A 26,400-nucleotide genomic window follows, 5' to 3' on the forward strand; every position below is an offset into this window, starting at 1 on the left:
ATTTTAATTTTTTAATGTGTTAAGCCTTGCGAAGGCTGAAATAAAAGCAAGCACCTTCTCCAAGCACAGAGGTTGCCCATACATTGCCATTGTGGCGAATGATCACTTTATGCACAATGGCCAGCCCAATTCCTGTTCCTTCAAACTCATCCTGAGAATGCAGGCGCTGAAAAACCCCGAAAAGTTTGTCGTAATATTGCATATCGAAGCCTGCACCATTGTCTTTTATGTAGTATGTAACCGCATTGCCTGTAGTTGTAGAGCCGATTTGGATTTTTGGATTTGGCTTGTGTCCGCTGTATTTAACTGCATTTGAGATGAGATTAATCCAAACTTGCCTAATTAGCGACTTATCTCCCAAAGCAGGGGGGAGTTTTTTGATTTCAAATTTTTGATTATTCTTTCCGCTTGATGTAATAAACTCGCCCAGAACAGATTCTAAAAGTTCGTTCATATTAATCGCAGAAAGCGACACCTCTTTTCTGCCCAATTTAGAAAAGGCGAGTAGATCATCAATGAGTAAACCCATCTTTTTTGAGTTGCTGATGATGGCGTCCAAAACCTGATTTCCATCTTCATCAAAACTTTCTGAGTAATCTTCGAGCAGGATTTTGGTATATCCGTTTATTGCCCGGATTGGTGCCCTTAAATCATGCGATACAGAATAAGAAAAGGATTCTAATTCTTTATTGGCCAATTGCAATTGTGCGGTGCGCTCTACAACTTTTTGTTCGAGTTCATCGTTCAACTTGCGAATATTGTCTTGTGCTTTCTTAAGTTCTTTGTTTGTGGCAATCAACTCTTTAGCTCGTTTTTCTTTTTCGCGGTTTTGAAAAGCAAGTTCTTTATTTGCAAGTACAAGTTCTTTGGCACGCTTTTCCTTTTCCTCATTTTGGAAGAGCAGTTCGCGGTTGGCCAAAATTAGCTCCTCTGCACGTTTTTCTTTTTCGGCGTTTTGAAAGGCAATTTCATGCTTGGCAATGTCGAGCTCAGTCGCGCTATTCTCTTTTTCCTCATTTTGGAAAGCAATTTCACGCTTGGCAATAATTAGCTGATCAGAGTCGTTTTTTTTCATAAATTTCTGCTCAGCGGCTTAAAATAAGAGGGGGGTTAAACCAAACAGAATGATGGGGAATAGGCTGTCTGGCCAATGTATAAAGCTAACATAATAATACTCATTATAAGCATATTCTTTGGTATTAATCGGGCTAGGTATGTAACTATATCAATACCATGTCTTAATCCGCGCCAAACCGAGCAATTAGCGAAATGAAGGTTAGTGAGCAAGCAATCGTTGCTTGGCTAAATTTTATAAAAACCTTTAGCGTTAAATATGGTTGTAGATGCATGGAAAATCTAAATCTTCTTATCATTCCAGCAGCTAGAAAAGGCGAATTGGAAGTTATCAAAGAGCTCATCAACAGGAATGTAGATTTGAACTATAGAGATGAAAAAGGCTATACGGCTTTAATTATTGCCTGCTACAACAATCAATTGGAGGCCGCAAGATTACTTATCGATGCTGGGGCTGATTTGGATGCTGCTGATGCCGGGGGAAATACTGCACTGATGGGCGTATCATTCAAAGGATATATAGAAATTGCTAAGCTATTGATTGATAAAGGCGCAAACTTAAACTTACAGCATGGCAATGGTGGTACTGCACTGATGTTCGCAGCCATGTTCGGGCGGAATGATGTGTTGAAACTATTGTTGGATGCCGGTGCAGATCCGTCAATTTTGGATGTTAAAGGCAAAACAGCGGCAGAATTTGCGGCTTTACAAGGAAATGAAATTGGATTACAAATACTGAGCACTCCAGCTTAGTTGATGGCATAAGTTTATAATCTTTTTGATTGGTTAATTTTCAATCAAAAAAAAACTGAAGACCTTTAAAAAGTCTTCAGTTTTTTTGTGCCCTTATGCAGGGATTTTTCGTGGATTTTCGCGTTCCCAAAATCGGTGCATACCAATCATCTTGATAAACGTTTTGGTTAAACTGCTGGCATGATCGCCAACAATTATTCCTTCTCGTAAAACAGTTTCCTCTTCATAATCAGCAGGAAGTTTTTTAAAGAAGTAAGTTGATTCCAAAACTTGCAATGCACCTTCATCTGCCGCTATGGCTTTACAGTGCTTGAAAGCCTCATTTAGAAAATGTATGGCATCTGCCTCAGCTTCTAGTGTTGCTACTGAATTTCCACCTGCAGGTACATACACAGCATCATACAATACCGAAGCAGCGGTAAGCAGGCTTTCGTCAACCGAAATTTTCTTATTTTCTTCGGAAATAATCTCACCCAATTTAGGAGCGATGATGTGAACCACTGCACCTTCTGCAATGAGTGCATCTTTAACCGAGCTTAATGATTTCTCATTTACACCATCGGCTGCAAGAATGGCGATTTTTCTGGTTTTAATTGTATCCTTTACCGTATGTGCCATGCTCAAGGCATCAGATGTTGCCAAGCTTCCTTTCGGATTGGTTGAAGCATACTCTGCTCTATCACCATCCGCTGGAATGCTATTATTTAGATCTTCTAAAGCAATTTTTGGAATATGCAATCCTAAAGCATAAGCCACTTCGCCTGCAAGGCCCTTATCAATTTGTGCAAGTACGGCAAGCATACGCTCCCTTATCGCCACCGATTTTACCTTTCCGAGTTCAAAACTCAATGCATCGGTGATGTGATTTTTTTCTGGATCGCTTTGAGAATTAAAGAATAAGCGTGCCTGTGAGAAATGATCGAAGAAACTTCTGCTTCTTGCGCGAATCTTTTTGGCATCAATGCGTTCGTTGTAACTTACAAAGCCACCCTCTGCTGCTTTAGCTTGTTGTGGATCGTTGTTGGCAATGGCATTTGGGCCATAACTTGTTTTTCCTCTGTTGATGGTTTGTCTCATATAGCCGTCTCGCTGGTTATTGGCTACAGGCACAACAGGTCGATTTATCGGAATTTCATGGAAATTTGGACCGCCTAAGCGAATAAGCTGTGTATCGGTATAGGAGAACAATCTACCTTGTAAAAGCGGATCATTTGTAAAATCTATTCCTGGTACGATATGACCAACATGGAATGCAACCTGTTCTGTTTCTGAAAAGAAATTCTCAGGGTTACGGTTAAGGGTCATCTTGCCGATGCGTTGTACAGGTACAAGTTCTTCAGGAATCAACTTTGTTGGGTCCAATAAGTCAAATTCGAATTTAAACTCATCTGCCTCAGGTACAATTTGAACACCGAGTTCCCATTCTGGGAATGCACCAGCCTCAATGGCATCCCATAAGTCTCTTCTATGAAAGTCTGGGTCTTTTCCAGAAATGTTTTGTGCCTCATCCCAAGCTACGGAATGAACGCCAAGGAGTGGTTTCCAATGAAATTTCACAAAACTGGCAACACCTTCTGTATTTACAAACCTAAATGTGTGCACACCGAAACCTTCCATCATTCTGTAACTGCGTGGAAGTGCGCGATCGCTCATGGCCCACATCACCATGTGTGATGATTCTGGCATTTGTGAGATGAAATCCCAAAATGTATCATGCGCCGAAGCCGCCTGAGGCATTTCATTATCTGGCTCTGGCTTTACTGCATGGATAAGATCGGGAAACTTAATGGCATCCTGAATAAAAAATACAGGCATGTTGTTTCCTACAAGGTCGAAATTTCCTTCTTGGGTGTAAAACTTTACGGCGAAGCCGCGTACATCTCTAGCAAGATCGCTTGATCCCCTTGAGCCAGCAACAGTAGAAAAACGGACAAATACTGGTGTTTCAGCTCCTGGATCACATAAGAAGGCAGCTTTTGTCCATTCAGACATATCTTCATATACCTTAAATGTTCCATGTGCTGCTGATCCTCTTGCGTGCACTATTCTTTCTGGAATACGCTCGTGGTCAAAATGTGTAATTTTTTCCCTTAAAATAAAATCTTCCAATAAAGTAGCACCTCTATCGCCAGCCTTAAGTGAATTCTGATCATCATTGATTTTCAATCCATGATTTGTGGTCATGAATTGTCCGCTTGAATCGGCAACGAATGATTCCAATTGATTTGTTTTATCATTTTCCTGCTGAGCAGGTGCTTTACTTTTTTCTGATGTTTTTTTAGCCATGGTGTTTGCCTCAGTTTTATGCCTCTTCGGCAGCTTTGTAATTAATTTCGTTTTCTGCAATGTCGGTTAGCTTGCCATCCGCTAATTTTTCTTCGGCCAGGGTTTGCTCTAAAATATCGGCAATCTCGGTTAGGCCAAGCGTTGTTGCCAATTGATACAGGCCACCGTAACTTGCAATTTCATAGTGCTCAACTTTTTGCGAAGCAAGAATAATTCCTACGTCTCGCGTTGCGGTACCTGCTTCGGTTTCCTCAACAATGCCTTCACCTTCTTTAGTAATGCCTTCCATTGCATCGCATTTTTTTGCAATTGCCTTTTCACCGAGAAGTTCGAAAACCTGTTCAAGTCTTTGAACGTGAACTTTTGTTTCTTCTAGGTGGGAAGTTATCGCATCTTTAAGTTCTGGTGCCGTAGCAGCTGAAATCATTTTAGGAAGCGTTTTTACCAAATGGTTTTCTGCCCAATAAAGATCAGCTATTGAGTCCTTAAAGAGTTCGCTCAGCGCGGGTGCATCTTGTTGGTTTGTTTTACTGGCAAATTTTGGGCTACCGCCATTTTCTTGATTTTTCATAATGTATCTTTAGCTGTTGGTTTTACAACCCACGTTTTTAAGATAAAGTTTTGCATAAATTCATTTAAATGCATTCTTGATACAAATACTTAAAATACAGTAAAAACCACGGCGTATTAAAACCTATTGAAGGCGATTAATACCCAAAAGAAATAACAAAAAAATTAGCGATTTTACAGGCAATCCCTAATGGAATAATCTTAGTCTGCCGTCCAAGCCGACACCGAGCCAGCCCCACAGTAAAATTCGCCCCAACCATTTTCATCAATCACTACCTCTTTATCAATTACATTTAAACGATCGCGGAAAACCCTGCCTGCAAAAGCAGCGCCCACTTCCATTTTTTTGAAGCCATCAGAGCCATTTGATAATAGAACTGCTATACCTGATCCAGGTTTTTCTTCCGCGCCATCAACCGTCCAGCCGATGCAATTTGGATGGTCAAAATAATCTCTTTGATTGCCGTAAACATTATTTTTACGCAGACCGAGCATGGTTTGTATTTCAGGCACGGCCTCTAATTTAATTTCGTGCTTTTCACCATCATTACCTTCGTCACAATAGCTTGCTCCATATAAATCTGGATAAAAAATGCAGGGATAACCGGTTGCTCTAAGCAAAATCATCGCATAGGCTAAAGGTCTAAACCAATATTCAACGGTTTGCTCTAATGATTGTAGGGGCTGGGTATCGTGGTTTTCTACTAGGGTTACCGCAAGTTCTGGGCGTACTGAAACTAAAGTATCTTGAAAAATAGTAGCTAAATCGAAATCTGAACCCTGTTTAGAAGCTGTAGAAAAGTTGGCCTGCAAACAGGCATCAAAAAGCGACATTCGGCCCTGAGTAGCCTCGATGTATTGCAATAAAGCATCCAACTGTCCTGGCGACCAATATTCGCCAACAGTAAAGAGTTCTTTACCTGTTACCGAGCGGATATGATCCAGCCAATCGTTAAAAAATTCAGCCGGCATGTGTTTGATGGCATCCAACCTAAAGCCATCAAAGCCTGTAGTTTCATGATACCATTCTACCCATCTTTTAAGTTCCTCAACTACATTTGGATTTCTAAAATCTATATCAGAAAGCATTAAGTAATCATAATTGCCATTTTCTGTATCTAATACATCCTGCCAACCTTCTCCATATTCGGTTTGTATGCTAAAAATGGCACTTTCACCAGTTCGGTCATCATAATCTACGCCTGTAAAACACTGAAAATCCCATTGAAATTCTGAGTATTTTCCATTTCTGCCAGGAAAGGTAAATTTGGTATAGGCTTCAATGGGGTATGGATCAGAAATAAATTCATTTCGATTATCAGGATTTACCTTCCGCACCATTACCTCCTCTGTCTCATCTCCACCACCCATGTGGTTGAGCACAATATCTACATAAACTTGTATGCCAGCGGCCTGAACGGCAGCTACAGCTTCAATCAGTTCTTGCTTGGTGCCATATTTGGTGGCAATGCTGCCCTTTTGATCAAATTCTCCTAGGTCGTAACGGTCATAAACATCGTAGCCCGTAGATTGCCCTCCATCCATACCTTTGTGTGCCGGAGGAATCCATAAAGTATCAATCCCAAATGTTTTAAGCTCATTAGCCTCGGTTATCATTTTTTTCCATAAGCTTCCATCGGCAGGATAGTACCACTGAAAATACTGCAACATTGTAAAATTTTCCATATTCTATTTTCTAGTTACGACTTTGGTTGTAGATCGTAATTGCCATACAACATCATGAGCAATCAAAAAGTTTGCATCAAGCATCGAATAGAAAATCAATGTTCGTTATTGGTTCAAGAAAGCAATAATTGGAGCAGTGGGAATTTATTGAGAGGGCTAGAAAAGAAAAACGAGACAAAGATTATGGATTAACCTAATGTCTCGTTTGTGTTCCCGACGAGATTCGAACTCATATCGATGGTACCGGAAACCATAATTCTATCCATTGAACTACGGGAACGGCGGTGCAAATATAGAAAATCCTAAACTTAGTTTATGGTAATATCTAAGCAAAAATTAAGTTTATTGCAGCTGATGCAAACAAGCTTTCGCATTCTCTGTTAATTTAGCTCCCATGGAGGAATCAAATGGTTGGGGAGGATCCAAATAAACCTCATTTGTCTCAAATTGTAGTTGATGTAAATGGAAGAAAAAAAATCTTGTTTCGAACATAGGCTGATGTTTCAGAAGAAGCTAAAAATTAGTCATAGGGCAATCAAAATTGGCTTTTTAAAAATAAAAGCGCACCTTTGCGAACCGTTTATAAAGGTTTAGGCATGTAATAAAAAAAATAGTTGTTTATGGAAGAATTGGTTGTAGAAGAGGTTCAGGAACTGCTTGAAAAAGAGAACGATAAGGCTTTAAAGCGATATCTGGATGAACTGAATATCTCTGATGTAGAACAACTGATTGATGAGCTTCCCCAGTACGCAGCCAAATTCATCGAAACCATTTCTCTAAATCGGGCGGTAAATGTTTTTCGGATTCTTGATTTCCCTACTCAGGAGCGAATCATCAAAAAACTTTCAGGCAACAAGCTCAATCAAATCATCAAAGATCTTCCCCCTGATGATCGAACGGCACTTTTTAGCGAGCTTAAAGGCGATGTTGTAAAAAAGATGATTACGCTTCTGCCACCAGAAGAACGTAAAGAATCACTTGCACTTTTAGGCTACAAAGAAGATAGTATCGGGCGGTTAATGACACCCGATTACATCGCCGTAAAGCCAGAATGGTCTATCACCCGAGTGCTGGCACACATTAGGCGGTATGGAAAAAATTCGGAAACCATTGATGTAGTTTATGTTATCAATAAAGATGGCGTGCTTTTGGATGATATTCGAATCCGTGAGGTTTTGCTCGCCGATCCGGATGCTATAATTGGCGAGTTAACCGATAAACGTTTTATCGCCTTAAAAGCCAACGACCCGCAGGAAGACGCCATTAATATCTTCCGTATGAATAACCGCGTGGCTTTGCCCGTGGTAGATGAAAACAACATTCTCTTAGGTATTGTAACCGTTGATGATATTTTATGGATTGCCAACGAAGAATATACAGAAGATATGCATAAAATTGGTGGTTCGGCCGCTTTGGATGAACCCTATTTAGATACTTCGATTTTCAATTTGGTTAGAAAGCGTGTGGGTTGGCTGGCCATTTTAATGATCGGCGAAATGCTAACCGCTACAGCCATGGGCTTTTTCGAAGGTCAAATTCATAAAGCCACCGTATTGGCGCTATTTATCCCATTAATCATTTCTTGTGGCGGCAACAGCGGTTCACAGGCCTCAACCCTAATCATTCAAGCGATGGCACTTGGAGAAGTAACCATTAAAGATTGGTGGCTAGTGATGCGTAGAGAAATTACCTCGGGCTTTTTACTGGGTATATGCTTGGGGGTGATTGGCTTTTTGCGCATTTTGGTTTGGCATGTTGCAGCACCTAACGTATATGGCGAACATTGGATCCTCATAGCCGCCACCATTAGCGTTTCTTTAGTTTTTGTGGTGTTATGGGGCTCTTTAAGTGGCTCTATGCTACCCGTTTTGCTTAAAAAACTGGGCGCCGATCCAGCAACTTCATCTGCGCCATTTGTTGCAACGCTTGTAGATGTTACCGGCCTAATTATCTATTTCAGCTTTGCAGTTTTATTTTTGAAAGGCGTTTTACTATAACTCACATCCATGGAAAACCAAAAGAAAATTACAACCTTATTTACCGATATCGGCGGCGTTTTATTAACCAATGGCTGGGACAGACAAGCGAGGGGAGAGGCTGCGGTACTTTTCAATCTTGATTCTGTTGATTTGGAAGAACGCCATCACCTTACTTTTGACACTTATGAGGTAGGGAAGTTAACCCTAAATGAATATTTGGAAAGAATTGTGTTTTTCGAAGCGCGCAGCTTTAGCTACGATGATTTTAAAGAATTTATGTTCAAAAAATCATTGCCTTATCCTGAAATGATTGCGCTCATTTGCGATTTGAAAAAGAAATATAATTTAAAAGTGGCCGTAATTAGTAATGAAGGGAGGGAGCTTAATCAGTATCGAATCAATACCTTTAAACTCAATGAGTTTGTCGATTTTTTTGTTTCCTCAAGCTTTGTTCATTTCCGCAAACCCGATGCAGATATTTTTAAGGTTGCTATCGATATTTCTCAAAGTGACGTGGCAACCAGTTTGTATATTGATGATCGGATGCTCTTTGTACAAGTAGCAGAAGGTTTGGGGCTAAAAGGCATACATCATACGAGTTACGAAGACACCAAGATACAGTTGGCTGCTTTTGGTTTGGAAGTTTAAGCCAAGGACTGTCTGGGTTTTGAGTGAAGCAATGATTGGATTTTGAATGAATGAGTTTTGAATGATTGGATTTTGAATGAATGAGTTTTGAATGATTGAATTTTGAATGAATGAGTTTTGAATGATTGAATTTTGAATGAATGAGTTTTGAATGATTGAATTTTGAATGTTGGAGCAAATTGCCGGTTTCATTCAAAATTCAATCATTCATTAATTAGCTAATTTTCTCCTAGCTGATGGGTAGGTTAAACATTAAACCTAAAGTGCATAATGTCTCCATCTTCAACAATGTAGGTTTTACCTTCAACACCTAATTTACCTGCATCTTTACAGGCATTTTCAGATCCTAGGGTTACAAAGTCGTTGTATTTTATAACTTCAGCACGAATAAAACCTTTCTCAAAATCGGTATGGATTACGCCTGCGGCCTGTGGTGCTGTAAAACCTTTGGTAATGGTCCAGGCTCTAACCTCTTGTACACCAGCAGTAAAGTAGGTATAAAGGTTTAATAATTTATATGCAGCACGAATCAATTTATTTACGCCAGATTCAGTTAAACCCAAATCAGCTAAAAATTCTTGACGTTCTTCATAGCTGTCCAGTTCAGCAATTTCCGATTCAATTTTCGCAGAAATTACTAAAACTTCCGCATTTTCATCGGCAACATTTGCCTTAACCAAATCAACGTATTTATTGCCGTTAATAACCGAAGCTTCATCAACATTACAAACGTACATTACTGGTTTTTGGGTTAATAAACCCAAATCTTCAATATAGTCGAAATCATCCTGAGGAAGTGGTGCCGTACGAATTGATCTGCCACTTTCTAAATGAGCCTTTACAACGGTCAAAATTTCAAAAGTGCGCTTAGCATCTTTATCGGTTTTAGCCATTTTTTCTACTTTCTGAATGCGCTTGTCAACTGTATCCAAATCCTTCAGCTGTAATTCTGTATCAATAATTTCTCTATCGCGAATTGGATCTACGGAACCATCAACATGAATCACATTGCCATCATCAAAACAACGTAAAACATGGATTATTGCATTTGTAGCGCGGATATTCCCCAAAAATTGATTACCTAAGCCTTCTCCCTTTGATGCACCTTTAACTAAGCCAGCAATATCAACAATCTCAATTGTATTCGGTTGCACTTTATTCGGCTTAACCAGTTCAGCAAGTTTCGTCAATCGGTCATCAGGTACGGTAATTACCCCCACATTTGGCTCAATTGTACAAAACGGAAAGTTGGCCGCTTGTGCTTTCGCATTTGATAAACAGTTAAAAAGTGTCGATTTTCCAACATTTGGTAAACCCACTATACCACATTGTAATGCCATTTATATTTTAAAATTATTTAATTTACGATTAAAAACCCCACCTGTCACCTTTCTTAAAGTCGGCAAAGATAAGCTTTTAAAACCTTTATTTAAATCCTTTCGCTTGTATGAAATTGATATTTTATCTAAGTTTAACCCAAATTATAGATTTAAGGTTATGGAAGATTTAGAACAAGACGTTCCTCAAGAAGTAAAATTAGTGGTTACCGAAGAAATGCGCAGCTACATTTACGAAATTACAAAATGGAGCAAGTTCTTATCCATCATTGGCTTTATCTTATCAGCACTTTTGATTTTAGGCTCTTTAAGCATTGGTGCCGCGGTAAACGCTAATCCAGCCATGCTAAATCAATTAGGCCCGCTAGCCAGTATTGGTGGAATTGGCTTAACCATCATGTACTTCGTTATTGCACTTATCTATTTCTACCCAAGCTTATTATTGTTTCGATTTTCAAATAAAGGCAAGCATGCCGTTTTATATGGGGAGCAGGAGAGCTTAAATGAAGCCATGCTTAACATGAAATCGTTGTTTAAGTTTTGGGGCATCATGACAATCGCAATTATATTTCTTTATTTCCTCATGATTTTCATCGTGGGTGCAAGCCTGGCTATGAAATAGTTAGCCTAAGCCCTAAAGCAGCACATTTTTATTGTTAGTTGAGATAGATGTTAAACGCGCTCAATTCAGCTAAATCGATTTATTTTTAAGCGCTCGGAAATGGATTAATGCTGTAATGCCAGCAAATTAGAACTCATACAAAAAAGCCTTTGTGGTTTAAACAAAGGCTTTATATAGAAATTTATAAACTTAGAAAGAAAAATCATCATTTGTTTTAGCGCTATGTTCTCCATTTTCAGAATATTCATAACGTTTTTCAACAACATCTTGGTGAGTTTTAATGTATTCAACAGTTTCTGTTAAGCCTTCAGCAAATTTCTCGAAATCTTCTTTGTATAAAAAGATTTTATGTTTTACGAATACCCCGTCTTCTAATCTTTTCTTGCTCTCGGTAACTGTTAAATAATAATCACCCGAACGAGTAGCCTTCACGTCGAAAAAATAAGTTCTCTTACCTGCTCTTACTTTCTTTGAAAAAACTTCTTCTCTCTCTTTGTTGTCGAATTCTCCCATGGTTGGTATTGATGTTGGTTTTTGGTTTCGGTAAATATAAAGCAAATATTTAAAGTTCAAAATAGTATTTAACAGAATTTAAATACTTCTGCTTTCTTCTTCTAAAAGTTGGTTGTTATACATCTCTGTGTAGGCGCCATTTAGGCTAAGTAATTGGTGGTGTGTGCCTTGTTCGATAATTTTGCCCTCATCAAGCACCAAAATCTTATCTGCATTTTTAATCGTCGAAATTCTGTGCGCAATCAAAATACTCGTTTTTCCAAGCATAATTTCACCTAGATTTTGCAAAATTTCTTCTTCCGTTTTGGTATCAACCGCTGAGAGACAATCGTCGAAAATTAAAATTTTTGGCGATTTGATTAGTGCTCTTGCGATGGATACCCGTTGCTTTTGCCCGCCTGAAAGCGTAATCCCACGTTCACCCAGCATGGTTTCAAAGCGTTCTTCAAAATCCATTATGTTGTGGTACACCGAGGCATTTTTTGCGGCATCAAACACTTGCTCATCCGTAACTTCATCTAAACCAAAGGCAATATTATTTTTTATGCTATCCGAAAAAAGAAAAACTTCTTGGGGCACGAAGCCAATCTGCCCACGATAATTTTTTAAGTTCAGATTAGTTAGATCCTTTCCATCAATCTTAATTTGTCCATCTTGAACATCGTACATGCGCATAATTAAATTGGCCAAGGTAGATTTACCTGAACCTGTTTTGCCAATAATGGCTACAAATTCGCCGTTTTTAATTTCGAAATTTACGTTTTTCAAAGCAACAATGCCCGTATCAGGGTAAGTGAAACTTACGTTTTCAAAGCTAATGTTGCCCTGTAAATCAAATGTTTCGCTTTGTTTAGATTGAATATCAGAAGGAATATCCAAAAACTCATTAATCCTTTTTTGTGAAGCTGCAGCCCTTTGAATTAGAGAGGTTACCCAGCCCAGCATCGTTACCGGGAAGGTAAGTTGGTTGATGTAAATAATGAATTCTGCAATGTTGCCAGCCGTAATGCTGCCATTCATCACTTGGATTCCGCCGATATAAATGGTTAGTATCGTGCTTAAACCAATTAGTAGAAGCATGGTTGGGTAAAATAAGGCCGATACCCTAACCAAGCTCATCGAGTCTCTCTTATAAGCTGTGCTTTGTACTTCGAAGATTTCTCTGGTATAATCTTCTCTAACATAAGATTTTATAATCCTGATGCCCGAAAAACGTTCTTGCACAAAAGTGGATAAATCGGATAAACGTTCTTGAATTTTTCCGCTTTTTTTAAAAATTAATGTATTTACATAATAAATAATCACCACTAAAAAGGGAAGTGGCAATAAGCAATAGGTAGCCAGTTTAGAATTCACATCAAACATCGACCAAATAATTAATACCGATAAAACGAAGGTATTAATGGTGTACATAATGGCTGGCCCTACATACATCCTTACCCGGTTTACATCTTCTGTAGCTCGGTTCATTAAGTCGCCCGTGTTGTTGCGGCGATAAAAGCCCAAACTCAGTTCTTGGTAGTGCTGGTAAATATCGTTTTTCATATCAAACTCGATATGCCTAGACATCAATATGATGGTTTGACGCATGAAAAAAAGAAATAATCCACGCAATATATAGAGCGCAATAACCAATAAGCCGAAATAGAGCAAATTGCTGCTAAAGATGCTGTAAATGATTTCTTGCCGATCAAAGCCCTGAAAAAGATTGTAAATCTGAATGTTTTCGGTAATTAAATCTACCGCATAACCAATAACCTGGGCAGGCACAACGCCAAAAATGTTAGATATGACAACGAAAATACTTCCAGGGATAATCCACCATTTATATTTTAGAAAATACTTATTTAATCTGCTCAGATGTTTCATATTTTACAAACTTAGATAAATTTGTTATTTCGAGCCACATAAATATCCATGTAAGGCCGTGGTAGGAGGCTCAGATACCATAAAAATTTATCTTACATTAATCTTTATTGGGGCATCTGTTGCGAAACGAATAATTTTTTGGAAATGAACGTTCAGTAATGCTCTTGGTCATGCAGTCCCGCTCTCCGTTTCAATTCCTGCTCGCTCGCATTAATCTTTATTGGGGCATCTGTTGCGAAACGAATAATTTTTTGGAAATGAACGTTCAGTAATGCTTTTGGTTATGCAGTCCCGCTCTCCGTTTTAATCCCTGGTCGCTCTCATTAATTTTTATTTAGCCTTCTGTTGCGAAACAAATAATTTTTTGGAAATGAACGTTCAGTAATGCTTTTGGTTATGCAGTCCCGCTCTCTGCTTTACTCCGTTTCACTTCGTGCTCGCTCCGATCGGGTTTAATAACAACGATGCTATATTGCAATAGCCGTGAATCATAAACCCGATTGCACGAATGCCAATTTTTTTCAAATTGGCAGCAGTAAAAGCGGGACAGGTGTTTCAGATGAAAAGCTGAACGTTCATTTCCTAATCATTTTTACAACAATAAGATAATAGCCCCTGCACTTGGCGAACAAATTTTGTTATTGTTTATTTTAATGCGTGTATTAACGGTTTTTATTTTTAATTTTGCGACAAGTTAGCCGAACATACAATATGCCAGCAAGTTCTTCGTCAGATATTTCAATTTTAGATCAGTTAAGTGCCTATGGGCACAAAAAATTGGTTTATTGTAATGATCCTGACACAGGTTTAAAAGCAATTATTGCCATTCACGATACGACTTTAGGACCTGCTTTGGGCGGTACACGCATGTGGAGCTACGCCACCGAGGCTGAGGCTTTACAAGATGCTTTGCGTTTATCGAGAGGCATGACTTACAAAGCAGCCATTACCGGTTTAAATTTGGGTGGTGGTAAAGGCGTAATCATCGGCGATTCTAGAAAAGACAAAACTGAAACTTTAATGCGCAGCTATGGCAGGTTTATTAAAAACTTGAATGGCGAATTTATTACGGCAGAAGAAATGGGAACCAACACCCGCGACATGGAATTTATCCGTATGGAAACCAATCATGTTACGGGCGTGCCAGAATCGATAGGTGGTGCCGGAAATCCAGCTCCATTTACAGCGCAAGGGGTTTATTTAGGCATCAAAGCCAGTGTTAAAGAGGTTTTTGGTACTGATATGTTGGCTGGCAGAACCATTGTAGTACAAGGAATTGGCAATGTTGGCGAACACCTTGTTGCTTTGCTTAGAAAAGAAAATGCTGAAGTGTTAATAAGCGACATTAACCAAGAGCAATTAACCTACGTTGCCCGTAAATACAAGGCGAAAACCATAGAAGCAGATAAAATTTTTGGAATTGATGCCGATGTGTATGCTCCATGTGCAATGGGTGCTACAGTAAATAGCAAAACGATTGAAAAAATGAAATTTGCCATTATAGCGGGTTCGGCAAACAACCAATTAAAAGATGAAGTTGCAGATAGCGAGTTGCTTTTAAAAAAGGGAATTTTATTTGCACCAGATTATTTAATTAACGCTGGTGGATTAATATCCTGCTATTCTGAGCTAACGGGTTTTGGAAAAAAGCGTACCGTACAGCTAACAGAAAACATTTATGATGCAACCCGTAATGTTATCAAATTAAGTAAAACAGATCATATACCAACCAATATCGCCGCAAACCGAATTGCTGAAAAACGGATCGAAGATGTTAAAAAAATTAAATCGTCATATTAAATTAATTATTAAAATAGGTTTTCAAAAACCACACTCGTTCTTACATTCATGTTAAATAGAAGGCACTTAAGAATCAAAGCTTTGCAAAATATTTTTGCTTGGCAAATGGCAGACAAGAAAGACATTAAAGGTGATTTAAAAACTTTAATGCAAAGCATCGATAGCGTGTACGAAATGTACATCTGGATGATATCGCTCATGGTAGAAGTTACCGAGTTTACGGCAAACGATGCTGCGGAGCGTGCAAACAAGCACATTAAAACGGCAGATGATTTAAATCCAAATTTAAAGCTACTGCACAATAGGTTTAGTGTATTGATGCAGCAAAATCCCGAGTATGTATCGGCGATAAAAAAATACAAAGTAGATTGGGGTTTCGATCCAGAAATTCGTAAAACAGTTTACAATTCCCTAAAAACATCACAAGAATATGCAGCGTATCTTGCTGATCCGAACGAAAGTTTAGAATCATCAAAAGATATTATCAAATATATTTTTAGAAAAATTATTCTAAAAAATCAGGCTATTATTCAGGTTTTTGAAGAAAAATTTATCAATTGGCAGGTAGATCATGAAGTGATGAAAGGCATGGTGGCCAAAACACTGAAAAACTTTACTTCAGAAGATCCATTTAAAAATAAGCTAACCGAAATTAGCGCAGATTGGATTGAAGATAGCAAGTTTGTGCAGGATTTGTTTGTTTATACATTGCAAAATGATGCTAAGTATCAAGAAATGATTGCCGAAAGAACAAAAAATTGGGAATCAGAACGTATTGCATTAATGGATACCATTTTAATGAAAATGGCGATTTGCGAACTTCTAAACTTCCCATCTATCCCGGTTAAGGTAACCATCAACGAATATTTGGAGTTATCAAAAGATTACAGTACACCGAAAAGTAACTCCTTTATAAATGGTATTTTGGACAAAATTTTAGGCGATCTTAAAAAAACCAATACCATTAAGAAAATCGGTCGTGGGTTAATTGAAGAATAAAAATTGAATTGGTTTTCTGCTTTTATCGCAGAAAATCAACTCCTTTTAAAATATATTTCTATGAAAAAAATATTCATCCTTGCTATTGCTTCATTAACATTTGTGGCGTGTCGCAATGCAAATACCAATAATCCTGAGGCCTCAACGGTTTCGGTAGGCAACGATACAACAAGCAAGATTGCATCACCAAATGCACCTGTTATGACATTCGAACGCGATATCTTCGATTTCGGAAAAATAAAACAAGGCGAATTAGTGCAACACAATTTCAAGTTTAAAAACACAGGTAAAAGTCCATTAATCGTATCAAACGCAACGGCAACTTGCGGCTGTACAGTTCCACAGGTTCCGGGAGAACCAATTTTACCGGGCAAAGAAGGATCGATAAAGGTTGTTTTTAACAGTACAGGTAAAATGGATATGCAAGATAAGGTGATTACAATTACCTCAAATGCAAATCCTACCATCAATAAAGTGCATTTAGTAGGTGAGGTGCTTACAAAATAATCAATCCGTAATGGGCAATTTTTATTGCTCTAATTTTTAAATCAAAAAATAAACAAAAATGATATCAACAGTAATTTTACAAGCAGCAGGTGGTGGTATGTTGGGTACGGTGGTACCAATGGTATTAATCATGGTGGTTTTCTACTTCTTCATGATTCGCCCGCAAGTTAAAAAAGCAAAAGATCACAAAAAGTTAGTGGCCGAATTGGGTAAAGGCGATAAAATCATTACCACAGCGGGCATCCACGGCAAAATTATAGACTTAAACGAAACCACTTTCTTAATCGAGGTAGAAAGCGGTGCAAAAATTCGTTTTGATAAATCGGCTGTATCTTTAGATGCAACAAAAGCCGTTACGCCTAAAGCATAATTCCAATAAATTTACAAATTAAGGCTACTCAAATGGGTAGCCTTTCTTATTTACAGTTGATGAACAAATTGAAGCCTTAGCAGTACCTATCACAATAGACAAAACCTAGGAGATTTGTTTTTTTGCCTGTTTAGTTTTGTACATTTGGCTATATTGTTGTTGCTAATATTCGATTTGCTGTTCACATTTATTTATTATGCCCTTTATTAAGTTAACCAAAATAGAGAAAAGACGTGTTTTAAGCTTGCTGGCCTGCCTAGTGTTGGCGGTTGGGGCGTGGCTTTTTATGGCTTTAAATAATAAATATGTTTATACCGCAAAGACGGTATTGATTTATAAAAATTTTCCCCAAAAGCGTGCCTTTCATCCATTGCAGTCGGATACGGTTGATTTGCAAGTAGAAGGAACGGGTTGGCAATTGCTATTTGCTCGACTTAGAATAAACCCTCAATCCATCTCTGTAAGTTTAAATCAGCTTAACACCAAAGAATTTGTTGTATTTTCTGATCAGCTATATAATGTAAATAAGCAATTGGAAAGTTCTCAAAAAGTAATTTCAGTTAAGCCAGATACTTTATATTTCGATTTTACCAAAAGAACAGTAAAGCGTGTGCCAATCAAATTGGTTCAAAAAGTAGCATTTGTAAAGCAATATGGCATATCCAGCGAGATACTGCTCAATCCAAAATTTGTAACCGTTACCGGACCAATAGAAGAATTGGAGAAAATAGACTCATGGTCAACAGATACACTAAAACTAAGCAATGTACAAAGCAGTGCAAAGGCTAGGGTTTGGATGCAACACAGTACACATAAAAATGTTAGTATTTTTCCATCATCGGTAGAAGTAAAATTGCCGGTGGATGAATTTACAGAGAAAACCGTTGAAGTGCCTTTAAAGATTGTTAACAATAGAAATTACAACAGCATTAAACTTTATCCAAAAAAAGTTAAGGTAACCTTTTTGGTTGCACTAAGTAATTTTGCGCAGGTGGACGAGGGTTTCATTACCGCCACTGTAGATGCAGATGAATGGCAGAACTTACACCACAATCAGTTTACCGTAAAAATAACCCAGTTTCCGAATTACTGTAAACTCATCAGCACATATCCTTCAAAAGTAGATTTTATTATAGAAAAATAATGTATAAAGTTGGCATAACTGGGGGGATTGGAAGTGGCAAAACAACTGTTTGCAAGGTATTTGAAGTACTGGGAATTCCGGTTTTTTACGCAGATACCGTTGCGAAAGAAATCATGGTTGAAGATGTACTTTTGATAGCAGGCATAAAAGATACCTTTGGTAGCGAGAGCTATTTTGAAGATGGAAAACTGAATAATAAACACCTAGCAGGTATTGTTTTCAAAGATGAGGCCGCATTGGCTAAATTGAATGCGCTCGTTCATCCCGCAGTTTTCAGGGCCTATGATGTTTGGGAAAGTCAAATTCCCAGCAATGTTCCATATACCTTAAAAGAGGCGGCCTTGCTATTCGAAAGTCAATCTTACAAGATGTGTGATACATCCATTCTCGTAACCGCTCCATTACAAACTAAATTGGATAGAGTAATGCTTCGAGATGGGGTTTCTGCCGAGCAGGTGAAGGCTAGGATGGACAAGCAGCTATCTGACGAAGAAAAAATGAAGATGGCCAATCATTTTATCGTTAACGATGAGGAACATTCTATTATCGAGCAAGTTATGATGCTGCATCGAGCGTTTTTAGACGCGGCTAGCCATTTCAAAAAATCTTGATTGCACTCCATTTTTTATCCCATCAATTATTATAACCATGTGTGTTTCTTCAAGACGCAACTCTACAAATAAATCCCCTTTATGATTTTAGATGATTTTATTACCATTACTCCAACCGGATTGTATTGTGTTTATGGCGATTTTTATTTAGATCCTCAACAGCCTGTTCAACAGGCGGTGGTATCTCATGCACATGGAGATCATGCAATAGGGGGAAGTGCTAATGTATATTGCACAAAACCTACAGAAACGTTTATGAAACACCGCTACCGCAAATTTGCGGCTGTAGATTTTCATACCAAAGCGTATCATCAAAGTTTTAAAATTAAAGATGTTACCATCTCGTTTTATCCAGCAGGGCATATTTTGGGTTCTGCCCAGGTGATGATGGAATATCAAGGCACGAAATACCTTTACACCGGCGATTATAAAATAGAACCGGATTCAACTTGCGAAGCTTTTGAATTTGTTAAGGCCGATGTTTTAATTACGGAAAGCACATTTGCAAAACCACAAACCAAACATCCAGATCCTGCTGAAGAGATTAAGAAACTAAACGCAACATCCGCAAACATTATGTTGGGCGCTTATGCTTTGGGAAAAAGCCAACGAATGATTCAATTAATTAACCAATATTGTCCAACCAGAAATATTATGATTCATTTTAGCATTATGCCCTTTGTTAAAATTTACGAAGATTATGGCGTAAAGCTAGGCACGTACAAAATGTACGATAGAAAAGTAATGAAGAACAATTCTGAAAACCAGGTTTATATTGTTCCACCGATGGTGTTTCACAGTTACCACAAGGCGATAAATGTTGTAAGGGCTTTTGCTTCTGGGTGGGAAAACTTACAGCAACAAAATGGAATTTCGCTTTATATTTCTGACCATGCCGATTGGGATGCAATTTTAGAAACCATAGAAAAAGTACAACCCAGCCAGGTTTGGACATTACATGGTGACGGTAGAGCCCTAAAGGAGTATTTTGGTGGTAAATTGGAAGTTAAAATTTTAAATTGATAAATCGGTTTACAACAAATTTGTAATGAGCTTGTTAGGTAATCTACGGCCCGCGATGTAACAGCATAATTCGTTTATTGAACATGAAAGAAGGAGAGGATTTTTATTTTAACGAAGATGGTTTTATGGTTTTTACAGAAGCCTACCACTTAAAGCGTGGCTATTGTTGTAAAAACAAATGCAAGCATTGTCCGTGGGGATATGGTAAAGAAAAAGAGAAGAAATAGCTTTTCACACCTTGCAACAACAAATTGGGTATTTGGCTAATTGCTAGCATAAATCGATTTTTGTAATTTAGAGAAGCATTTTCATAACCATACCTCAAAACCTTCTTAAACGCATAAAATAAGTAAATTAAACCATCCAAATCCTCGCTCCCTATGAGATTCAGAATTTTTATTTGCTCCGTATTTCTAACTCTTTCTATATCTACATTCGCACAGGTTATCAAACGACTTGATGGAAGCCAAATTCCTGCAGATAGTTTGCACAAAAAAATTGAATACTTAATGCAAACCGCAAATGTATCAGGTGTGGCCATTTCTGTATTTAATAACAATAAATCTGCTTATACTGAAACGTTTGGCTTTGCGGATGTGCCCAAAAAAATTCCTTTCCAATCCTCTTCGGTGATGTATGGAGCTTCATTTGCCAAAACCGTTTTTGCATATATCGTAATGCAGCTGGTGCAGGAAAAAGTGATTGACCTCGACAAGCCTCTTGTAGATTATCTGAAAAAGCCTTTAACAGCTTATAAGATAGAAGGTTGGAGGAGAGGTTATCAAGATCTTATCCAAGATAATCGGTATAAAGTGATAACCGCTCGCATGTGTCTTACCCATACTACAGGTTTTCCAAATTGGCGCTGGTTTGAACCCGATAAAAAACTTAAATTTAAGTTTGATCCAGGCACACGATATAGCTATTCGGGAGAGGGACTTTACCTACTACAGTTCGTTATCGAGCAGATTACTGGAAAGGACTATGAGACCATCTCTCAGGAAAGGGTTTTCAAGCCATTTAATATGATAAATACGAGTCAGGTTTGGCAAGCACGTTTCGATGACAATATATGTTATGGACACAATGCAAAGGGCGAAACTTACGAACTCATGAAGTGGAAAGAAGCCAGTGCAGGTGGTTCTATGAGTACCACTTTGGCTGATTTTACAAAATTCTATTTTGCATTGATTAGTGGTGAAGGTCTCTCACAAAAGATTTTTAAGGCCATGACAAGTCAACAAATTCGAATCAGATCCAAAAGTCAGTTTGGGCCATTAGCAATTGTAGATGGACCCGATAATGACAATATTGATTTAGGTTATGGATTAGGTGTTGGCGTGTTTAAAACGCCTTACGGAAGGGCATTTTTTAAAGAAGGACATGATGATGGTTGGGGACACTATTCGGTTTGCTTTCCAGATAAAAAGATTGCGATTGTAATTATGACCAACAACGACAATGGTGAAAGTATATTTAAAGAGTTATTAGCTTACGCCATTGGAGACACCTTTACGCCATGGCAATGGGAAAATTATGTACCTTATAATCAAAAAAATAGCAAAAATTAAAGGGGCTAATAAGTTTAAGGTGATCAATGTGAATAAGATTGTTCATTCGTCTTTATTAAAGGTTTGAAAATTGGGCTTTCCAAAAAATATCCAAATATTTATGGAATGGTAAATACTGAACATCATGTATATATGAAAAAATACGTTCCATTTTTATTGCTCCTCACCTGTATCATTACTTTAATCACTAACCAAGCTTATTCTCAACAGCCTGTAAAGAAGATACCACCGAGTTTTGTAACGAAGATCCCATCTGGGCCTTGGTGTCTTGTTTTGATCAACAACCATCATTATAGCATAGAAGCTAGATTAATTGATAGTTTGATTAAGCCAAAATCGATCAAATCTTTAAAAGTTGAAAAAGACGCTGCCGCGGCTGCCATATATGGGTACAGGGCAGGAAATGGGTTGGTGCTTATTGAAATTCATAGGCGATATTGGAAATCAGAATTTCCCCGGTTGAAACCCTATCTTCAAAATCTTTAAAACATAAATCCCAATAATTTTATTATCATTGTTACAGCCCGTTTATTTATTAAGATAAAATCCCTTCCCAACCTTTGGACTTAAATAACATGCACACGAACATCCTCACGGCTAAATTAGATCAAAACGCTCAGCTATTTTTTAACGGGTTGCGGAAAGAACATTTTCCTGTAGAACGAAACTTTCTTGATGCCCACCTTACGCTCTTCCATAAGTTACCTCATATTCCCAATATTGAAGAGGTAGTTGAATCCATTACCCATTCAAAATTTAATGCTGTTGTAGAGCGTTTGCAAAGCACCGGGAGAGGAGTTGCTTATTTCATCCAAAGTAATGAACTTTCCGCTTTGCGCCACCAATTGGTCAAGGCTTTTCAAGAACATTTAAGTCCGCAGGATTTGCAAGGCTTTAGGCCACACATCACCATTCAAAATAAGGTCAGCCCAGAAGAGGCAAAGGCTTTGTTAAACGAATTAAATCAAACGTTTAAGCCTTTTGAAATTTCAATAGAAGGACTTGATTTGTGGCACTATCTTGATGGACCTTGGCAACATTATCGCTCGTTCCCGTTCATGGAAAATAAATAATATACCACTATAATTTGAATAGGATTAAGGTTATAAATCTTCTAGATGATTTAGGTAGCAGTTGGCACGTGTTAAAATCGCCTCCTTGTTCGCAGGCGCCATCTTATCCCATAAGCGATACACAGTGGAAAGCCTAAAATTTAGACTTAGCTTTTCGCGATGAAGATCATGGAAATTCCAATACAGACTGTTAAACGGACAAGCATTATCTTCTGTCTTTTTGCTTCGGTCATAATGGCAATTTTCACAATAATTGCTTTGCTTATGAATGTAGTTGGCACTTCCGGTATAAGGTTTTGAACCAATGATGCCACCATCAGCATATTGACTCATTCCTCTGGTATTGGTAATTTCTACCCATTGAATGGCATCAATATAAATCCCCAAATACCAGAAGTCAACCTCATCGGGATGAATACCGGCCAGCAGAGCGAAGTTTCCCGTAATCATCAGTCGCTGGATGTGGTGGGCATAAGCATGTTCCAACGATTGGCTAATACTATGCTTCAAACAGTTCATTTTTGTCTTACCTGTCCAATACCAATTTGGCAATTTTCTTTGGTGGTCGAAATAGTTCAATTTCTCAAAATCGGGCATTTTGAGCCAGTAAACCCCACGCATGTACTCTCGCCAACCGATAATCTGTCTGATGAAACCTTCCAATTGATTGATGGATATGCCTTTTTTATTTTGCTCCCAGCTTGCAATGGCCGCACCAATTACTTCCTGCGGAGACAGTATTTTGGCGTTCATTGCGAATGATAAGCGGGAATGGTAGATAGACCATTCATCAGTGTGCATGGCATCTTGAAAAGTACCAAACAAAGGCAGGCAATATGCTGTAAAATGATGGAGAAGTTTAATAGCCTGTTTTCGGTTAATTGGCCAATAGAATTGCTCGGGATTTATATTGCCAATCGTTTTTATTTCAGCTTTTGTAATGCGATTAAAGGCTGCTTGCACGTTGTTATTGAATAACATTGGTGCATTTGGCTTATGGTTTTTTGGTAATTTACTTCTGTTCTCCTGATCAAAATTCCACTTTCCACCCACGGGTTCTTTACCATCCATCAGTACGTGATGTTTTTTTCGCATTTCGCGGTAAAAATTCTCCATGAGCAAACCTTTCTTTCCAGAAAAGAATGTGCCCAGCTCATCACGTTGAGTGTAAAAGTGCTCAGTATCAAAGGCTTCAGTCTGAATGTCTAATCGTTTACAATAGGCTTTTAAGCATTCATCAAGCCGATACTCATCAGGCAATTGATATTCAAATTTGTCAATGTCATATTGTTTGATGATTGTATCGCAATTCGCTTCGAAGCTTTGTTTATTTGAGGGGTCATCCAGTTTTAGATAGATCCGGTGGTGTCCGTGCTCGATTAAAGTTGTTGCAAAATTTTCCATTGCGGCGAAAAATGCACAAGCTTTTTGAATGTGGTGCCAAACATAATCGGTTTCGGTCCGAACCTCCATCATTACGTACAGAATGGATGCATCCTGACTTGCATACCAGGAATGCTGAAGGTTGAGTTGGTCGCCTAATATTAATCGTAATGTTTTGTATTTGCTTTTCATTAAGAATTAACTGTAAAGTGTATAGCTTTTAACACAAATACCAACATTTTTGATTTTGGAATCGCATTCCAGAGGGAAAAAAATTAGTGTCCTCCAGCAAAGAACCCAATAAGTGCCACGCCGATGCCCAATAAAACAGCCACCATTTTACGTGTATTAATTTTATGGTCTGCGCTGGATTCGAATAAAATTGTAGTGGAGATGTGTAAGAAAATCCCAATTACAATGCCCATTATTTTATTAAAATAGGCATCCACTCCACCAATTGTTCCGTTGCTTAAGCCAATGCTTACATAAAAACCGAGTGGCGCCATCACTGCGAAAAGAAGCAAATACATAAAGATACTGCCTTTTTTAAAATGATTTTGCATTAAAATACTGGCTAAGGCAAAGGCTGCGGGAATATGGTGCAATGCAATACCGAAAATGAGTTCGTTATGTTGGTCTTTTGCCAGTGGCATACCCTCTAAAAAAGCGTGTAAGCACAAGCTAATCATAATTCCATAAGGGAAAACCTGTCCATCGTGGTGCTTGTGGATGTGTCCATGCTCAACCCCTTCAGAAAATTGCTCCAAAAAGATTTGGAGTAAAAATCCAATCAGTATGAATATTCCAATCTCGCGACTGTCCGTACCGCTATAAGCATCTGGAATTAAGTGCAAAACCGTAATGGCAAAAAGATATGCCCCGCTGAAGGATAAAATCAGCTTTAACAATTTAGATTTATCGCTCTTTACTAAAAATATAGCAGAACCACCTAAAAAAGCACAGAAAAAGAGTACGCAAAATTTCCAAGCTTCCATATTAAAAATCTGGTTGTAAAGTTTTAAAAATTCTTGAGGTGGCGAAGCCGATTGTTGTGCCCAATAGCGCACCCACCGTAATATCTACCGGGTAATGAACGCCCACATAAACTTGTGCAAAGGAAATACTGGCTGCCCAAAATATCCCTATTGGCAAAATGGGTTTCCAACGGCTATAAAACACAAAAATTAAAAATACGGCAATAGCAAAATGATTGGTTGCGTGTGCTGATGGAAAACTTAAACCGCTACCACAGGGTACCCGATGGATGATGTCGGTCGCCAAGCTTAAATCATTGCATGGGCGCACCCGGGCAACAAAAGGTTTTATCAAACGCGATGCAATTAAATCGCCCAAAGCAAAGGTGAAAAGCAACATTCCAATAATGTAATAGCCTTGTTTTTTATATTGTACAATACAAAAAACAACAATAAACAAATAGAGTGGCGACCAGAAAAACCGGTTTCGTAGTAGGGGCATTAACCAATCGAAAAATCCGTTTGATAAACCCCGATTGATTTTCAAAAACAGATCAACATCAAATTGCTGTATGCTTTCTATCATCCTTTTTTGCAAATTAAAATTAGGCGATCCGAATTCGATTCATCAAAATTATCCAGCGAATAGCTTCCAAAGGTATTTTGAATTACCATGCCAGCCTTTGTAATCATCCTGGTAAAATCTTCTAAGCTAAAAGCCTGAACACGTTCTTCGAAATTGTAAATCTTCTTTTTGTCCTCAAAATTTATTTTCTTGATGATTTTACCTTCACTTACATTTTTTGTGATGTTAAAGGTTATACCATCTAACGATTTGGTTTCACAGGAGTTTAGGTTCCTAACAATTTTTTCGGTGTTGAAATAGTCAACCACCAAAATGCCATCTGCCTTTAAACATTTCCTAAAGGTTTTTAAGGCATTAACATGATCTTTCTCCGTATCAAAGTAGCCAAAGCTAGTAAAGAGATTCAATGCAATATCAAAATAGTTGATGTAGAATAATCTACGCATGTCATGCACTAAAAAATGAAGTTTTTCATTTTCAAATGCCTTCGCATATTTTATGCTTTGTTCTGATAAATCTATACCCGTAACATCAAAACCTTTCTTGTTGAGGTAAATAGAATGTCTCCCTTTGCCACAAGCAATATCAAGCATTTTAGAATCGGTACTGGGGTGGAGAAAATCAGTAAGTTTATCTATAAAAAATTCGGCTTCTGCATCATTTCGTTGTTGGTATAGAATATGATAATAGGGTGAGTTAAACCAATACTGAAACCATTTGCGCTGCATATTAAGCCAATTTTATTTTGGAAAGGCACAAATATAAGGTTTTGTTAGTGATGGTAAAGTTTTGAGTGTTTTTTATGCAACATTATTGCATAAAGATTAAGTTGAATCTGGTGTTTTGACTGTAGATTGGCTTAGGTGATTTCCATAAAGCTTGCAAAAGCTTCTAAAAATCCTGACCCATTTCCCCCCAATCAATACTCCAATTTCTGTAAAATCTATCGTATAAATAGATATAAAATCAATGTAAATTAAGTAAGGGATTCGGCTCTAAATAGTGCCCATCTTGTTTTTTTT

26 protein-coding genes and 1 tRNA gene are annotated in these 26,400 nt (G+C 38.0%); 15 read left to right on the forward strand and 12 right to left on the reverse strand.

Annotation, left to right across the window (positions count from 1 at the left end; translation table 11 throughout):
* Positions 1-19 precede the first annotated feature (19 nt).
* Complete coding sequence (locus tag DHW03_RS17835; protein WP_109927184.1) at positions 20-1,075, reverse strand: sensor histidine kinase; 1,056 nt, start codon at positions 1,073-1,075, stop codon at positions 20-22.
* Positions 1,076-1,347: 272 nt separating this feature from the next.
* Here DHW03_RS17835 and DHW03_RS17840 point away from each other — a divergent pair, with 272 nt between their 5' ends.
* Entirely contained in the window at positions 1,348-1,827 is a 480-nt protein-coding gene (locus tag DHW03_RS17840; RefSeq protein ID WP_109927242.1) for an ankyrin repeat domain-containing protein, read from the forward strand.
* A gap of 93 nt (positions 1,828-1,920) precedes the next feature.
* Here DHW03_RS17840 and DHW03_RS17845 read toward each other — a convergent pair whose 3' ends face one another.
* From DHW03_RS17845 to DHW03_RS17860, 4 genes are all read right to left on the reverse strand, one after another.
* On the reverse strand, positions 1,921-4,113 hold the full coding sequence (locus tag DHW03_RS17845; protein ID WP_109927243.1) for a catalase: 2,193 nt from the start codon (positions 4,111-4,113) through the stop codon (positions 1,921-1,923).
* A gap of 16 nt (positions 4,114-4,129) precedes the next feature.
* Complete coding sequence (locus DHW03_RS17850; protein WP_109927185.1) at positions 4,130-4,684, reverse strand: YciE/YciF ferroxidase family protein; 555 nt, start codon at positions 4,682-4,684, stop codon at positions 4,130-4,132.
* A 200-nt stretch (positions 4,685-4,884) separates the two neighbouring features.
* Positions 4,885-6,369: an alpha-amylase gene (locus tag DHW03_RS17855; RefSeq protein ID WP_109927186.1), complete on the reverse strand. Its 1,485-nt coding sequence runs from the start codon at positions 6,367-6,369 to the stop codon at positions 4,885-4,887.
* Positions 6,370-6,577: 208 nt separating this feature from the next.
* Positions 6,578-6,649: transfer RNA gene (locus DHW03_RS17860), tRNA-Arg, on the reverse strand.
* A gap of 340 nt (positions 6,650-6,989) precedes the next feature.
* On the opposite strand from DHW03_RS17860, the gene mgtE reads away from it, so the two are divergent.
* Complete coding sequence (gene mgtE / locus DHW03_RS17865) at positions 6,990-8,366, forward strand: magnesium transporter (RefSeq protein WP_109927187.1); 1,377 nt, start codon at positions 6,990-6,992, stop codon at positions 8,364-8,366.
* Positions 8,367-8,375: 9 nt separating this feature from the next.
* On the forward strand, positions 8,376-8,996 hold the full coding sequence (locus DHW03_RS17870; RefSeq protein ID WP_109927188.1) for an HAD hydrolase-like protein: 621 nt from the start codon (positions 8,376-8,378) through the stop codon (positions 8,994-8,996).
* A gap of 245 nt (positions 8,997-9,241) precedes the next feature.
* On the opposite strand, the gene ychF is transcribed toward DHW03_RS17870, so the two are convergent.
* Positions 9,242-10,336, reverse strand: a complete 1,095-nt coding sequence (ychF, locus tag DHW03_RS17875) for a redox-regulated ATPase YchF (protein ID WP_109927189.1) — start codon at positions 10,334-10,336, stop codon at positions 9,242-9,244.
* A 157-nt stretch (positions 10,337-10,493) separates the two neighbouring features.
* Between ychF and DHW03_RS17880 the strand changes: the two genes are divergently transcribed.
* Positions 10,494-10,955 (forward strand): DUF5362 family protein, encoded by a 462-nt coding sequence (locus DHW03_RS17880; RefSeq protein ID WP_109927244.1) that lies wholly within the window; start codon positions 10,494-10,496, stop codon positions 10,953-10,955.
* A 189-nt stretch (positions 10,956-11,144) separates the two neighbouring features.
* On the opposite strand, the gene DHW03_RS17885 is transcribed toward DHW03_RS17880, so the two are convergent.
* Positions 11,145-11,468: a DUF3276 family protein gene (locus tag DHW03_RS17885; RefSeq protein WP_056090700.1), complete on the reverse strand. Its 324-nt coding sequence runs from the start codon at positions 11,466-11,468 to the stop codon at positions 11,145-11,147.
* A 78-nt stretch (positions 11,469-11,546) separates the two neighbouring features.
* The gene (locus tag DHW03_RS17890; protein WP_109927190.1) at positions 11,547-13,337 is read right to left on the reverse strand and encodes an ABC transporter ATP-binding protein; all 1,791 of its coding nucleotides are present in this window, start codon (positions 13,335-13,337) and stop codon (positions 11,547-11,549) included.
* A gap of 711 nt (positions 13,338-14,048) precedes the next feature.
* Between DHW03_RS17890 and DHW03_RS17895 the strand changes: the two genes are divergently transcribed.
* The 11 genes from DHW03_RS17895 to DHW03_RS17940 all read left to right on the forward strand — a co-directional run bounded on the left by DHW03_RS17895 (position 14,049) and on the right by DHW03_RS17940 (position 22,435).
* The gene (locus DHW03_RS17895) at positions 14,049-15,137 is read left to right on the forward strand and encodes a Glu/Leu/Phe/Val family dehydrogenase (protein ID WP_109927191.1); all 1,089 of its coding nucleotides are present in this window, start codon (positions 14,049-14,051) and stop codon (positions 15,135-15,137) included.
* A 48-nt stretch (positions 15,138-15,185) separates the two neighbouring features.
* A complete protein-coding gene (gene nusB / locus DHW03_RS17900) occupies positions 15,186-16,136 on the forward strand; it encodes a transcription antitermination factor NusB (RefSeq protein ID WP_109927192.1) in 951 nt (316 codons plus the stop codon).
* 60 nt (positions 16,137-16,196) lie between these two features.
* Positions 16,197-16,643 carry a DUF1573 domain-containing protein gene (locus tag DHW03_RS17905; protein ID WP_109927245.1) on the forward strand — a complete coding sequence of 149 codons (447 nt, stop codon included), beginning with the start codon at positions 16,197-16,199 and terminating at the stop codon, positions 16,641-16,643.
* A 58-nt stretch (positions 16,644-16,701) separates the two neighbouring features.
* A complete protein-coding gene (gene yajC, locus DHW03_RS17910; RefSeq protein WP_109927193.1) occupies positions 16,702-17,013 on the forward strand; it encodes a preprotein translocase subunit YajC in 312 nt (103 codons plus the stop codon).
* A gap of 196 nt (positions 17,014-17,209) precedes the next feature.
* Complete coding sequence (locus tag DHW03_RS17915; protein ID WP_109927194.1) at positions 17,210-18,157, forward strand: CdaR family protein; 948 nt, start codon at positions 17,210-17,212, stop codon at positions 18,155-18,157.
* A complete protein-coding gene (coaE, locus tag DHW03_RS17920) occupies positions 18,157-18,768 on the forward strand; it encodes a dephospho-CoA kinase (RefSeq protein ID WP_109927195.1) in 612 nt (203 codons plus the stop codon). The genes DHW03_RS17915 and coaE overlap by 1 nt, the downstream gene beginning before the upstream one ends.
* Positions 18,769-18,849: 81 nt before the next feature.
* The gene (locus tag DHW03_RS17925) at positions 18,850-19,791 is read left to right on the forward strand and encodes an MBL fold metallo-hydrolase (protein ID WP_109927196.1); all 942 of its coding nucleotides are present in this window, start codon (positions 18,850-18,852) and stop codon (positions 19,789-19,791) included.
* A gap of 83 nt (positions 19,792-19,874) precedes the next feature.
* The gene (locus DHW03_RS19365) at positions 19,875-20,018 is read left to right on the forward strand and encodes a DUF5522 domain-containing protein (RefSeq protein WP_165825460.1); all 144 of its coding nucleotides are present in this window, start codon (positions 19,875-19,877) and stop codon (positions 20,016-20,018) included.
* Positions 20,019-20,171: 153 nt separating this feature from the next.
* A complete protein-coding gene (locus DHW03_RS17930; RefSeq protein WP_109927197.1) occupies positions 20,172-21,362 on the forward strand; it encodes a serine hydrolase domain-containing protein in 1,191 nt (396 codons plus the stop codon).
* A 132-nt stretch (positions 21,363-21,494) separates the two neighbouring features.
* A complete protein-coding gene (locus tag DHW03_RS19550; RefSeq protein ID WP_240618570.1) occupies positions 21,495-21,848 on the forward strand; it encodes a hypothetical protein in 354 nt (117 codons plus the stop codon).
* An 89-nt stretch (positions 21,849-21,937) separates the two neighbouring features.
* Positions 21,938-22,435 carry a 2'-5' RNA ligase family protein gene (locus tag DHW03_RS17940; protein ID WP_109927198.1) on the forward strand — a complete coding sequence of 166 codons (498 nt, stop codon included), beginning with the start codon at positions 21,938-21,940 and terminating at the stop codon, positions 22,433-22,435.
* Positions 22,436-22,465: 30 nt separating this feature from the next.
* Here DHW03_RS17940 and DHW03_RS17945 read toward each other — a convergent pair whose 3' ends face one another.
* The 4 genes from DHW03_RS17945 to DHW03_RS17960 all read right to left on the reverse strand — a co-directional run bounded on the left by DHW03_RS17945 (position 22,466) and on the right by DHW03_RS17960 (position 26,106).
* Positions 22,466-24,010, reverse strand: a complete 1,545-nt coding sequence (locus DHW03_RS17945; RefSeq protein WP_109927199.1) for a cryptochrome/photolyase family protein — start codon at positions 24,008-24,010, stop codon at positions 22,466-22,468.
* 83 nt (positions 24,011-24,093) lie between these two features.
* Positions 24,094-24,813, reverse strand: coding sequence for a ZIP family metal transporter (locus DHW03_RS17950; protein ID WP_109927200.1), 720 nt, complete (start codon positions 24,811-24,813; stop codon positions 24,094-24,096).
* Between the two features lies 1 nt (position 24,814).
* Complete coding sequence (locus DHW03_RS17955; protein WP_109927201.1) at positions 24,815-25,378, reverse strand: phosphatase PAP2 family protein; 564 nt, start codon at positions 25,376-25,378, stop codon at positions 24,815-24,817.
* Entirely contained in the window at positions 25,375-26,106 is a 732-nt protein-coding gene (locus DHW03_RS17960; RefSeq protein WP_109927202.1) for a class I SAM-dependent methyltransferase, read from the reverse strand. The genes DHW03_RS17955 and DHW03_RS17960 overlap by 4 nt, the downstream gene beginning before the upstream one ends.
* Positions 26,107-26,400: the final 294 nt, after the last annotated feature.

The sequence above is a fragment of the Pedobacter yonginensis genome (assembly GCF_003173595.1).
In the GTDB taxonomy this organism is placed as follows: domain Bacteria; phylum Bacteroidota; class Bacteroidia; order Sphingobacteriales; family Sphingobacteriaceae; genus Pedobacter; species Pedobacter yonginense.